The organism is Streptomyces sp. NPDC058964 (assembly GCF_042741275.1).
Taxonomy (GTDB): Bacteria; Actinomycetota; Actinomycetes; order Streptomycetales; family Streptomycetaceae; genus Streptomyces.
In genome coordinates this window covers 1-11,921 of record NZ_JBHYKH010000050.1, presented here as the reverse complement: position 1 = coordinate 11,921, position 11,921 = coordinate 1, and the positions used below count along the sequence as shown (strand labels likewise).

10 protein-coding genes are annotated in these 11,921 nt (G+C 73.6%); 4 read left to right on the top strand and 6 right to left on the bottom strand.

What is annotated here, in order from left to right:
- Window positions 1-158 precede the first annotated feature (158 nt).
- Entirely contained in the window at window positions 159-542 is a 384-nt protein-coding gene (locus tag ACFW2E_RS09415) for a cold-shock protein (RefSeq protein WP_384463846.1), read from the bottom strand.
- A gap of 164 nt (window positions 543-706) precedes the next feature.
- Between ACFW2E_RS09415 and ACFW2E_RS09410 the strand changes: the two genes are divergently transcribed.
- The gene (locus ACFW2E_RS09410) at window positions 707-958 is read left to right on the top strand and encodes a hypothetical protein (RefSeq protein WP_384463843.1); all 252 of its coding nucleotides are present in this window, start codon (window positions 707-709) and stop codon (window positions 956-958) included.
- On the opposite strand, the gene ACFW2E_RS09405 is transcribed toward ACFW2E_RS09410, so the two are convergent.
- Entirely contained in the window at window positions 934-1,569 is a 636-nt protein-coding gene (locus ACFW2E_RS09405; protein ID WP_384463840.1) for an HAD family hydrolase, read from the bottom strand. The genes ACFW2E_RS09410 and ACFW2E_RS09405 overlap by 25 nt on opposite strands.
- Before the next feature lie 88 nt (window positions 1,570-1,657).
- A complete protein-coding gene (locus tag ACFW2E_RS09400) occupies window positions 1,658-2,632 on the bottom strand; it encodes a hypothetical protein (protein WP_384463837.1) in 975 nt (324 codons plus the stop codon).
- Window positions 2,633-2,832: 200 nt separating this feature from the next.
- Between ACFW2E_RS09400 and ACFW2E_RS09395 the strand changes: the two genes are divergently transcribed.
- Together ACFW2E_RS09395 and ACFW2E_RS09390 are read left to right on the top strand one after the other, a co-directional pair.
- Window positions 2,833-5,421, top strand: a complete 2,589-nt coding sequence (locus tag ACFW2E_RS09395) for a helicase-associated domain-containing protein (protein WP_384463834.1) — start codon at window positions 2,833-2,835, stop codon at window positions 5,419-5,421.
- A gap of 85 nt (window positions 5,422-5,506) precedes the next feature.
- Window positions 5,507-7,150 carry a DNA repair helicase XPB gene (locus tag ACFW2E_RS09390; protein ID WP_384463831.1) on the top strand — a complete coding sequence of 548 codons (1,644 nt, stop codon included), beginning with the start codon at window positions 5,507-5,509 and terminating at the stop codon, window positions 7,148-7,150.
- Window positions 7,151-7,196: 46 nt separating this feature from the next.
- On the opposite strand, the gene ACFW2E_RS09385 is transcribed toward ACFW2E_RS09390, so the two are convergent.
- Window positions 7,197-8,390 (bottom strand): glycosyltransferase 87 family protein, encoded by a 1,194-nt coding sequence (locus ACFW2E_RS09385; RefSeq protein ID WP_384463885.1) that lies wholly within the window; start codon window positions 8,388-8,390, stop codon window positions 7,197-7,199.
- Between the two features lie 30 nt (window positions 8,391-8,420).
- Window positions 8,421-8,600, bottom strand: a complete 180-nt coding sequence (locus ACFW2E_RS09380) for a hypothetical protein (protein ID WP_384463828.1) — start codon at window positions 8,598-8,600, stop codon at window positions 8,421-8,423.
- A 251-nt stretch (window positions 8,601-8,851) separates the two neighbouring features.
- Between ACFW2E_RS09380 and ACFW2E_RS09375 the strand changes: the two genes are divergently transcribed.
- Window positions 8,852-10,954 carry a HelD family protein gene (locus tag ACFW2E_RS09375; protein WP_384463825.1) on the top strand — a complete coding sequence of 701 codons (2,103 nt, stop codon included), beginning with the start codon at window positions 8,852-8,854 and terminating at the stop codon, window positions 10,952-10,954.
- Here ACFW2E_RS09375 and ACFW2E_RS09370 read toward each other — a convergent pair.
- Window positions 10,951-11,673 (bottom strand): copper homeostasis protein CutC, encoded by a 723-nt coding sequence (locus ACFW2E_RS09370; protein ID WP_384463822.1) that lies wholly within the window; start codon window positions 11,671-11,673, stop codon window positions 10,951-10,953. The two genes, ACFW2E_RS09375 and ACFW2E_RS09370, sit on opposite strands and share 4 nt — an antisense overlap.
- Window positions 11,674-11,921: the final 248 nt, after the last annotated feature.

The following is an 11,921-nucleotide window of genomic DNA, read 5'->3' as shown; positions in this document are numbered from 1 at the left end:
TGACATAAACATATTCCCCGTGTGAGCGGGGGGGGGTGGGACCGGGGGGGTGTGGGTGTGTGCCCCCCCGGGGGGGGGCCGGGGGGGGGGACCCCCCCCCCCCCCCTGACGCACTCGCCTTCCCCTGAACGGGCTCTATCGGGAGTGGTCCCTGTGGACTACACGTCCAGCTGGTCGGCGACCGCCCGCAGCAGACCGGCGATCTTCTTGCCCGCGGTCTTTTCCGGATAGCGGCCGCGCTCCAGCATCGGCGTGATGTTCTCCAGGAGGGTCGTCAGGTCCTGCACGATGGAGGCCAGTTCGTCGGGCTTCTTGCGCTGCGCGGCCGCGACCGAGGGCGTCGGGTCGAGGACGGTGACGGAAAGGGCCTGGTCACCACGCTGGCCGGCGACCACTCCGAACTCCACGCGCTGTCCAGGCTTGAGCGCATCGACTCCGGCGGGGAGGACCGAGGAATGGACGAAGACGTCACCGCCGTCGTCGCGGGAGAGAAAGCCGAAGCCCTTCTCGCTGTTGAACCACTTGACCTTGCCGGTAGGCACGTCTGTCCTCGTCCTCGTACTCGTCGGAAAACTGCTTCGGAAACGGCTCTTGATAGCAACAGAGCGGGTCGTCGATGACCCGCCGCTACCAAGGCTAATGGTCTTCGGGCGGGTGACAAGACGTCGCCCGGTTGTTCCTTCGCGCTGGGAACTACCCTGGTCCGGTGCGTGACAAAACCCAAACGAATTCCGCCGGGCCCGGCGACGGACTGATCCGTGCCGGTGCCGTCGTCTTCTTCATCGGTGCCGTGGCCACTCTCGTCACCGTGGCACCGCTCTTCCTCGGTGCGAAGCCTTTTCCGACGTACATGTTCGGCCTGAGCATGTTGATGGGCGTCGGCTTCCTCGTCGCGGGCGCGGGGCTGCTCCGGTCCATCTCGGCGGGCCGGCGTCAGGCGCGCGCCGACTCCCGGTAGCCGTCCAGCCAGTCCGGGAACGCGGCCAGGCCGTCGAGCACGACGTCCGCGCCGGCCGTGCGTAGCTCCTCGGCGTCGCACGGACCGGTGGCGACGGCGACCGACAGGGCTCCGGCGGTACGGGCACCCCGCACGTCCCCCACATGGTCCCCGACGTACACACGGGCCCCGTGCTCACGCAGGGCCTCAGCCTTCTGCTCCGCCCACAGGTCACCGACGACCACGTCCGGCTCCAGGCCGAGGTGGGACAGGTGCAGCTTGGCGTTCGGCTCGTACTTCGCGGTGACCACGATCGCCCGCCCCCCGGCCGCCCGGACCGCCGTTATCGCCTCACGGGCGCCGGGCATCGCGGGCGTCGCGGCGACCGCGATGGCCGGGTACATCTCGCGGTACAGGTCGCTCATCGGCCCGACCTGCTCGGCCGGGAACCAGTTGACCAGCTCCTCCGCGAGCGGCGGCCCGAGCCGCGTGATCGCCAGATCGGCGTCGATGTACGTACCCGTCCGCTCGGACAGCGCCAAGTAGCAGGCGTGGATGCCGGGCCGGGAGTCGATCAGGGTCATGTCGAGGTCGAAGCCGACGGTCAGCACGGGAGCAGTCATATGGGCCATTGTGCCCAGGCCGTACGACCCGCAGGCCCGACGGGGGTGTGACATGGACTGCCCCGGGGGAAGCGGCGCGGTCGCGAGGAACGGCTCGCTAGCGCCGGCGCTGGGAGCGCCACACCAGGTAGAGCGCCGAGGCCACGGCCGCGCCCCGGACCACCCAGGGCCAGGTCCCGGCCACGGCGTCGTTCATGTGGCCCCGGACGATGGGGGTGCCCCAGCGGCCGTCGTTCCTCCCCCACAGCCAGACCAGCCCGGCCGCGGCCGCGAGGCCGGGCATGCCCATCACCGCCCATTTGGTCTCCGCCGGGGTCAGGCGGCGGGAGCCGTACGCGATGAGCCAGCCGAGGACGAGACCGAACCAGTTGCCGAGCACGGCACCGGCGACGAGCAGCCCGGCGGCGAGGAGGAGAAGAGGGTTGGTCCAGCCGGCGGCCGGCCCGGGCAGGGCGAACCGGCGGCGCGGCGCGGGGGCGGGGGCCGCCTCCGCGGCTGCCCCGACCGGCTCGGGATCCTCCTCCGGGGTCCGCTCCGGCCGCTTCTCCTCGGGCCGAGGCGCCCTCAGCAGCTCGGGGATCTCCACTCCGCCGACGAACCCCGGCACGCTGTCGCCCTCCCCGAACGGGCTGCTGTCCACCCGCCACCAGTCCGGCTGCAGGGCACTGTCGCCGAGCTCGTGCTCGCCGGCCAGGTGGGGCGGGGACGGCGCGTCCGGGCGGGCGGAGGCGTCCGGCCCGGCGGGGCGCGGACGCGGTACGGCCCGGCGCAGCCGCTTCGGCTCGGGGTCGGGCCGCCCCGGCTGTACGGGCACGGCGGCGGGCGGCGCCGACGGCGCACCGGCGCTGCCCCCCGCGGCCGTGACGACCTCGTCCGGGGAGCCCAGGCGGGCGATGATGCGGCGCACGGCGGCGGGGCTGTCGACGGTGGCCTTGGCGCGGCGCCGGTCGATCTCGTTCCGCAGTTCCGAGACCAGGCGCATCCGGTCGGCCGACGGCAGCTGCCGCTGCTGTGCCACGTCACCGACCCGGCTCAGATACTCGTAGACGACCTGGTCGCTCTCGATACCCACGAAGTCCCCTCGGGGGCCGACATGTTGTTACCCCGCGGGGAGAAGGTAGCGCAGGTCGGCATCGACCGGTTCGTCCGGTGTGCGGGGACGAGGCCGTCCGGCCGGAGCGGGGTGCGGGGGCGCGGCCCCGGGGACGGGTACCGAACCGGCCGGTACCGCAACGGCGAAACCGCCGGGGGCGACCCGCTACCGTGGGTCAGATGAGCACCGAGGACCGCCCGGCGCCCCGCTCTCTCGCGGAGGCGCTCCGCGCCAGGGACGACGCCTCCCTGGCCGCGCTCCTGCGCAGCCGCCCCGACCTCGTCACCCCCGTCCCCACGGACCTCACCCAGCTCGCCACCCGCGCCGGCACGCGTGCCTCGGTCCTGCGCGCCCTGGAGCGTCTGGACCGCTTCGCGCTGCAGACGGCGGAGGCGCTGGCGGTGGCGGCGGACCCCGCGACCTACGGCGACCTGCTCGGTCTGATGGCCGGGGACAGCGGCGAGGCGGGCGATCCGGCCGTCGCCGCCGCCCTGCCCCGCGCCCTCGCCACCCTCCGCGAGCAGGCTCTGGCCTGGGGCGACGACGACCGGCTCCGCCTGGTGCGCACGGCCCGTGAGGTGCTGGCCCCGTCGCCGCAGCACCCGTCCCCGACGGGACTGGGGCCGTCCGTCCAGGAGGCGACCGCGGGGATGTCGCCGGGGCGCATCCAGGAGATCGTCGCGGCCGCGGGCCTGCCGTCGACCCACGACGCGGTCTCCGCCGCCGGGTCGCTGACCGCCCTCTTCACGGACCGGAAGAGGATGGCCGCCCTGCTCGCCGGGGCGCCCGAGGAGTCCCTCGACGTCCTGACCCGGCTGGTCTGGGGACCACCGTACGGCCAGGTCACCCCCGACCCGGCGCCCCGTCTGCGCTGGCTGCTCGACCGCGGCCTGCTGCTGCCGACGGCGCCCGGCACGGTCGTACTCCCCCGGGAGGTCGCCCTGCATCTGCGCCAGGGCCGCGCCCACCGCGCGCCCGAGGCCGTACCGCCCGCCGTCGAGCCGACCGCGACGCACGGCGCGCAGATCGTGGACGCGACCGCGGCCGGCCAGGCCTACAGCGCCCTGGCGACCGTCGAGGAGTTGCTGAAGGACTGGGACGAGGGCGGACCGGCCGTGCTGCGGGCGGGCGGGCTGAGCGTCCGGGACCTGAAGCGGACCGCCGTCGCGCTCGACGTGCCCGAGCCCGTGGCCGCCTTCTGGGTCGAACTCGCCTACGCGTCCGGCCTGCTGGCCTCCGACGGCGAGGCCGACGAGCGGTACGCGGCGACCCCGGCCTACGACGAGTGGCTGGAGCTGCCCCCGGCCGAGCGCTGGGCACGGCTCGCGGAGTCGTGGCTGACGGCCACCCGGACCTCGGGCCTGGTCGGCGGGCGGGACGCGAAGGACCGTGCGCTGTCGGCGCTGGGGCCGGGGCTGGACCGCTCGGCCGCGCCCGAGGTGCGCCATCGCGTCCTGTCCCTGCTGGCCGCCCTCCCGGAGGGCACGGCGCCCTCCGCCGAGTCCGTGCTGGCCCGCCTGCGCTGGGAGCGTCCGCTGCGCGGTCCCGTGGGGGTCCCCCCGCGCGAGCGCAGTCGAGCGTGGGGAAGCGACGACGACCTGCGCTCCCGCCTCGCCGAGTGGACGCTGTCGGAGGCGGAGCTGCTGGGCGTCACCGGACGCGGGGCGCTGTCGGCCCACGGCAGGGCACTGCTGGGAGCACCGGGTACCGGCCGTCCCGCACAGGGCCGGGCGGACGCCGAGCCGTCCGGCCCCGGCGACAAGCTCCCCGCCCACCATCGCCATCGCGCGCCCGCGCCCCACGAACCGCTCTCGCCGCCCGAGCAGGCGGTGGCCACCGCCGCGGCCGCCCGTCTCCTCGCGCCGCTGCTGCCCGAGCCGCTGGACCACGTGCTGCTCCAGGCGGACCTGACGGCCGTGGCGCCCGGCCCGCTGGAGCGCCCGCTGGCCGACATGCTGGGCGTGCTCGCGGACGTGGAGTCGAAGGGCGGCGCGACCGTCTACCGCTTCACCCCCGCCTCCGTGCGGCGTGCCCTGGACGCCGGCCGCGCGGCCTCCGACCTGCACGCCTTCCTGTCGGCCCACTCCCGCACACCGGTCCCGCAGCCGCTGGCCTATCTCATCGACGACGTGGCCAGGAGACACGGCCATCTGCGGGTGGGCGCGGCCTCCGCCTATGTGCGCTGCGACGACGACACCCTGCTCAACGAGATCCTCGCCGACCGGCGCGCGGCCGCCCTGCGCCTGCGCCGCCTGGCCCCGACGGTACTGGCCGCACAGGCCGATCCCGCGACGCTCCTGGAGGGACTGCGCGCGATGGGCTACGTGCCCGCCGCCGAGTCCGCCGAGGGCGACGTACTGATCACCCGCGCGCATGCCCACCGCACCCCGCCCCGCACCGCCCCCGAACCGGTCCCGGACGGGCCGCCCACCCCCGACGCCACGCTCCTGTCGGCCGCGATCCGTGCCATCCGGGCGGGCGACCTCGCCGCCACGACCCCGCGCAAGACGGCCGGCGCCCCGGCCGCGGGCGGCGAGCTCCCCCGCACCGGCTCCGCCGAGACCCTCGCCACCATGCAGGCCGCGGTCCTCACCGGCGAGGCACTGTGGATCGGCTATGTGAACGCCGACGGCGCCGCGAGCCAGCGCGTCATCGCCCCCATCCGCGTCGAGGGCGGCTTCGTGACGGCGTACGACCACACGGCGGACGAGGTACGGACGTATCCGCTGCACCGGGTCACGGGGGTGGCGGAGCTGGCGGAGGAGTGATCCCGCGACCGGCCGTGATCGTCCGCCGGTAGGGCACACTGGACGTTTGGCCGATGACAATGGCCATAGGGAAAGGGTGCCGCGCGTGAATGGTCCGCTGATCGTCCAGTCCGACAAGACCCTGCTCCTGGAGGTAGACCACGAGCGGGCCGACGACTGCCGTCGGGCCATCGCGCCGTTCGCCGAACTGGAGCGGGCGCCCGAGCACATCCACACCTACCGGGTGACCCCGCTGGGGCTGTGGAACGCACGCGCGGCCGGGCACGACGCCGAGCAGGTCGTGGACGCGCTGGTGCAGTACAGCCGCTACCCCGTGCCGCACGCGCTGCTCGTCGACATCGCCGACACCATGGACCGGTACGGGCGGCTCACACTCAGCAAGCACCCGGCCCACGGGCTGGTCCTGAGCACCACGGACCGGCCGGTCCTCGAGGAGATCCTCCGGTCCAAGCGGATCGCCCCGCTCGTCGGGGCCCGGATCGATCCGGACACCGTCGTCGTACATCCGTCCGAGCGCGGGCAGATCAAGCAGGTGCTGCTCAAGCTGGGCTGGCCCGCCGAGGATCTCGCGGGCTACGTGGACGGCGAGGCGCATCCGATCGAGCTGCGCGAGGACGGGTGGGCGCTGCGGGCCTACCAGCGGCAGGCCGTGGAGAACTTCTGGCACGGCGGCAGCGGCGTGGTCGTGCTGCCCTGCGGCGCCGGAAAGACGCTCGTGGGTGCCGGGTCCATGGCCCAGGCCAAGTCCACCACCCTCATCCTCGTCACCAACACCGTCTCCGCCCGGCAGTGGAAGCACGAGCTGGTCAAGCGGACCTCGCTGACCGAGGACGAGATCGGCGAGTACAGCGGTACGCGCAAGGAGATCCGTCCGGTCACCATCGCGACCTACCAGGTGCTGACGACGAGGCGGAAGGGGATCTACCCCCACCTGGAGCTCTTCGACTCCCGTGACTGGGGGCTGATCGTCTACGACGAGGTGCACCTGCTGCCCGCTCCCGTCTTCAAGTTCACGGCCGACCTGCAGGCGCGCCGGCGTCTCGGGCTGACCGCGACCCTGGTGCGCGAGGACGGCCGCGAGTCGGACGTGTTCTCCCTCATCGGGCCCAAGCGGTTCGACGCGCCCTGGAAGGAGATCGAGGCGCAGGGGTACATCGCACCCGCCGACTGCGTCGAGGTGCGGGTCAATCTGACCGAGTCCGAGCGGCTCGCCTACGCCACCGCCGAGACGGAGGAGAAGTACCGCTTCTGCGCGACCACGGCGACGAAGCGGAGGGTGACGGAGGCCCTCGTCAAGCGCTTCGCGGGTCAGCAGATCCTCGTCATCGGCCAGTACATCGACCAGCTCGACGAACTGGGCGAGCACCTGAACGCGCCCGTCATCAAGGGCGAGACGTCCAACGCCCAGCGGGAGAAGCTCTTCGACGCCTTCCGCGAGGGTGAGATCAGTGTGCTCGTGGTCTCCAAGGTCGCCAACTTCTCCATCGACCTGCCGGAGGCGACGGTCGCCATCCAGGTGTCGGGCACCTTCGGCTCGCGCCAGGAGGAGGCCCAGCGCCTGGGCCGGGTGCTCCGGCCCAAGGCCGACGGCCACCAGGCCCACTTCTACTCCGTGGTCGCCCGCGACACCATCGACCAGGACTTCGCCGCCCACCGCCAGCGGTTCCTGGCGGAACAGGGCTACGCCTACCGGATCGTGGACGCGGACGAGATCCTGGCGGAGAGCTGAGCGACGGGGATCCGGCGCGCGGATCCGGATCCCCGCGCCGTGGTTCTCATGACCGGTCGGCGTGGGTGACCAGGAGCCGGGGATCCGGCTCACCTCGCGGCTCGCGGAGTACCGGGCCCGCGGAGGGCGCCCGGCGTCCGAGGACACCCGACGCCATCAGGAGGGCCACCCCCAGCAGCGCGTAGGGCGCCGCAAGCGGCTGTGCCCACCAGGGCAGCCGCAGGTCGAGGTCGCCCTGGTGCGGGAGCAGCCACATCGTGCGGGCGGTGAACACGGTCAGCGTCAGCACGGCGAGGCGGACGCGGCCCTCCGCAAGGAGCACGGCGGCCAGCGGTACGCACCACACCCAGTGGTGGGACCAGCTGATCGGCGAGACGAGCAGGGCAGTGAACGCCGTCAGCAGGATGCCGTGCCGTTCCGCGGCGGCCCGGCACGCCAGCCACAGGCCCAGCGCCCCGACCGCGGCCGCCGGGAGCATCCAGGCGAACCCCGGCGCGGGGTCGCCGGACACCCGGGCGACCAGCCCCTGCAGGGACTGGTTGTCGACGATCCAGCCCTTGCCGACCCGGCCCGTCTCGTACAGCCGCCTCGTCCAGTAGTCCACGCTGGCCGCGGGGAGCAGCAGCGCGCCCAGCACGACCGTGCCGCCGAAGGCCGCCGTGGCCGTCGCCGCCTCGCGCCGGCGTCCGGTCAGGAACAGGTACACGATGAAGAGGGCCGGAGTGAGCTTGATCCCGGCCGCCACGCCCAGGGCGACGCCCTTGCCCCGGGCGGACGGCCGGCGCGTGAGGTCCCACAGCACCAGGCAGATGATCGCCAGGTTGATCTGCCCGAACAGGAGCGTCTGGAAGACCGGTTCGAGCCAGAGGGCCAGGGCGGTGGCGGTGCACAGCAGCGGCCCGGGGACCGTGCGGCCGGCGAGGCGGGCGGACAGGTGGACGAGACGGGCGAGCAGGAGGGCGTTGCCCGCGAGGAACGTCGCCTTCAGGGCCGGAACGGGGATCCAGGCCGCCGGGACGAACAGGGCGGCCGCGAAGGGCGGGTACGTCGCCGGCAGCCGCCACTCGGTGACCGTGAAGCCGTAGAGGTCGCCGCCGTGGGCGACGGCCCGGCCCTCGGCCCGGTAGACCAGCACGTCGGCCATCGGGGTGCGCTGCAGGAAGCAGAGGGCGGCGAAGGCGGCGAGGGACGCGGTCAGGAGGAGCAGGGGAAGGAGTGGAGGGGGTGAGAACGTCACCATCCGTTTCGGCACGGAGGCGACCCTATGGGGTTACTTGCGGCGTATGCCCGCTTCCTCGCCGTACTCACCGAGGACGACCACGCCGAACGCCGCTTCCGCGAACACCTTGATGGCGCGCAGGGCGTTGCCCAGGCGGTGGTGATGGGTGCCCTCGAGGGCCGTGGCGCCGGCCGGGCGGGCGGGGACTGGATGGATGGTTGCTGCGCTCATGTCTCCATGGTGGCTCCGGCGGCCGGACTCCGGCATCGTTCTCCGGAGCCAACCCGCACCGCCTCGCCGTCCACCCGGGGACGGACTCCTCCCCCTACCCCGGTCGGCCGCGCCCCTTAGGGGACGGAGGACCACGACGGGCATCCGGACGAATATCCATTGGCCTCCGCCCGTCCCCCTCACTAAAATCTCCGCTCTTGCCCGCCTCCCCACCGGAGTGCCGCCGCCCGGCCGGAAACCGGACGGCATCCATGTCGCCCACCCACAGCAGGCCCACCGGAGGCACCCCCTTGTCCACGTCCGCCGACGACCCACTCGCCCGCGAACGCTCGCACCTCGCCGGCTCCCGAGCCGCTCTGCGCGCCATGCGGGAGGACGTCGAGTCGCTCGACATCAGCGACGTCACCGCGAACTGGGTGAACGCCGAGGTCCTGGCCCGCCAGATCGACGAGCGCATCAAGGCGCTGGCCGACCTCAGCGACACACCGCTGTTCTTCGGCCGTCTCGACTACCTCCGCTCACCGGGCGCCGACCGGGCCGAGGGCGCGGAGGGCGAGCGCTTCTACATCGGGCGGCGGCACGTGCACGACGCCGGGGGCGACCCGATGGTCATCGACTGGCGCGCGCCGGTCTCGCAGCCGTTCTACCGGGCGTCCAAGAAGGACCCGATGGACATCGGGCTGCGCCGCCGCTTCGGCTACACCGGCGGCGACCTCACGGCGTACGAGGACGAGCACCTGTCCGACCCGGCCGAGGCGGCAGCGACCAGCAAGCTGCTCCAGCAGGAGATCGAGCGGCCCCGTGTCGGTCCCATGCGGGACATCGTGGCCACCATCCAGCCCGAGCAGGACGAGATCGTGCGGTCCGGCCTGTCCGGCACCGTCTGTGTGCAGGGCGGCCCCGGCACCGGGAAGACCGCCGTCGGCCTGCACCGGGTCGCGTACCTGCTCTACGCCCACCGGGAGCGGCTCGCCCGCACCGGCACGCTCGTCATCGGCCCGAACAAGTCCTTCCTGCACTACATCGAGCAGGTGCTGCCCGCCCTCGGCGAGTTGACGGTGCGGCAGGGGACGGTCGACGACCTGGTCGCCCATGTGGAGGTACGTGGCACGGACGACGCGACCGCCGCGATCGTGAAGGGCGACGCGCGGATGGCGGACGTCCTCAAGAAGGCCGTGTACGCCCACGTGACCATGCCGACCGAGCCGGTCGTGGTCGTGCGCGGCTCCCGGCGCTGGCGCGTGCCCGCGTACGAGCTGGAGGAGATCGTGCGGGAGCTGCTGGCCCGGGACATCCGTTACGGCGCCGCCCGCGAGGCCCTGCCGCAGCGCATCGCGCACGCCGTGCTGGTGCAGATGGAGCGGTCGGGAGAGGCCCCGGACGACCGGGTGCAGGACGCGGTCGCCCGCAACAGCGCGGTGAAGGCGGCGGTCAGGGACGTCTGGCCGCCGGTCGACCCGGGCAAGCTCGTGCTGCGGCTGCTGACCGACGCGGACTTTCTCGCCGAGCACGCCGAGGGGATCCTCGACGAGGACGAGCAGAAGACGATCCTGTGGGCGAAGCCGGTGCGCAGTGTGAAGTCCGCCAAGTGGTCGGCCGCGGACGCCGTGCTGATCGACGAGGCCACCGATCTCGTCCAGCGCACGCACTCGCTGGGGCACGTGGTGCTCGACGAGGCGCAGGATCTCTCCCCCATGCAGTACCGGGCCGTCGGCCGCCGCTGCACCACCGGCAGCGCGACCGTCCTCGGCGACCTGGCACAGGGCACCACCCCGTGGGCGACCCGGAGTTGGGAAGAGGCCCTCGCGCACCTGGGGAAGACGGACGGGGTCGTCGAGGAGCTCACCGCGGGTTTCCGCGTGCCGACGGACGTCATCACGTACGCCTCGCTCCTGCTGCCCCACATCGCGCCCGGCCTCACACCGGTCGCGTCGGTCCGTGAGAACCCGGGCTCCTTCGAGGTCCGCACGATCGCGGACACCGGTCAAGTGGTCGCCGCCTGCGCGGAGTTGCTGCGCAACGAGGGCTCGACGGGCCTGATCGCGGCCGACGCCCGGGTCCCGGCCCTCGCCGAGGCACTCACCGCCGCGGGCATCGGCTACCTGGCCCCCGGTGAGGAGACGACCCGGGAGACCCGGCTGACCCTGGTCCCCGCCTCGCTCGCCAAGGGTCTGGAGTACGACTACGTGGTCCTGGACGAGCCCCGGGCGGTGGTCGACGGTGAACCGGACGAGCGCACCGGCCTGCGCCGCCTGTACGTCGCCCTCACCCGCGCGGTCTCCGGCCTGATCGTGACCCACACGGCGCCGCTGCCGGACCAGCTGACCCGGAGCCGGGACCAGGGCCTGGGCTAGTACTGCGGCTGCGGCTGCGGCTGCGGAACCCCCAGGTCCAGTGTCTGCCGCCACTCCGCCACCGCCGACGGTGACACGGGGCCGGCCCAGCCCTCCGGTCGTGCGGCCCCGCCGATGTGGAAGGCGTCGATGCCGGTGTCCAGGAGTGCCGGTACGTGGTCGAGGCGCAGTCCGCCGCCGACCAGGAGCGTCTGCTCGTACCCGGGCTCCCCGCGCCGCCGTGCCTCGGTGTGCAGCGTGGGGAGTCCGTCGTCGACCCCGGCGGCCGAACCGGCGGTGAGGTAGGTGTCGAGGCCGGGCAGGTCCGCCAGTTGCTTGCGCAGCGCGTCCCGGTCGGCGGCCCGGTCGATGGCCCGGTGGAAGGTCCACCGGCAGCCGTCCAGCTCGGCGACGATCCGCTCCACCGCCGCCAGGTCCACCCCGCCGTCCGTGCCGAGGAAGCCGAGCACGAACTGATCGGCCCCGGCACTCCGCATCTCCCCGGCCGCCCGCACCAGGCCGCCGACGTCCCCGGCGGCGAACCCGCCGGCCAGCCGCAGCATCACGCGCAGGTCGATGTCGACGGCGGCCCGGATCGCGGCGAAGGTCCGGGCCGGCGGGGTCAGTCCGTCCGCCGCCATGTCGGTGACCAGTTCGAGGCGGTCCGCGCCTCCGGCCTGGGCGGCGACCGCGTCCTCGGGGCCGAGGGCGATCACCTCCAGGACTGCACGCGTGCTCATAGGACCCCTTCCGTCGGTGTTCCCTGGAGCGGCTACAGGTCTAGTCCAATCTCAGGGTACGTCGAGAGGGTGCGGGCCCGCGAGAAGGCCCCCCTGTCAGCCGAAGACGTTCATCACCGCGACCCGCGCCCCCACGAGCTCGCAGGCCGGCGAGCCGCGCCGGGCGAGCAGCGCCGGGCGAGCAGCGCCGGGCGAGCAGCGCCGGGCGAGCAGCGCCGGGCGAGCAGCGCCGGGCGAGCAGCGCCGGG

Coding starts and splice junctions, on each gene's coding strand:
- ACFW2E_RS09405 (WP_384463840.1), bottom strand. CDS start 1,569: ATGGCCCATATGACTGCTCCCGTGCTGACCGTCGGCTTCGACCTCGAC.
- ACFW2E_RS09395 (WP_384463834.1), top strand. CDS start 2,833: ATGAGCACCGAGGACCGCCCGGCGCCCCGCTCTCTCGCGGAGGCGCTC.
- ACFW2E_RS09385 (WP_384463885.1), bottom strand. CDS start 8,390: ATGGTGACGTTCTCACCCCCTCCACTCCTTCCCCTGCTCCTCCTGACC.
- ACFW2E_RS09380 (WP_384463828.1), bottom strand. CDS start 8,600: ATGAGCGCAGCAACCATCCATCCAGTCCCCGCCCGCCCGGCCGGCGCC.
- ACFW2E_RS09375 (WP_384463825.1), top strand. CDS start 8,852: ATGTCGCCCACCCACAGCAGGCCCACCGGAGGCACCCCCTTGTCCACG.
- ACFW2E_RS09370 (WP_384463822.1), bottom strand. CDS start 11,673: ATGAGCACGCGTGCAGTCCTGGAGGTGATCGCCCTCGGCCCCGAGGAC.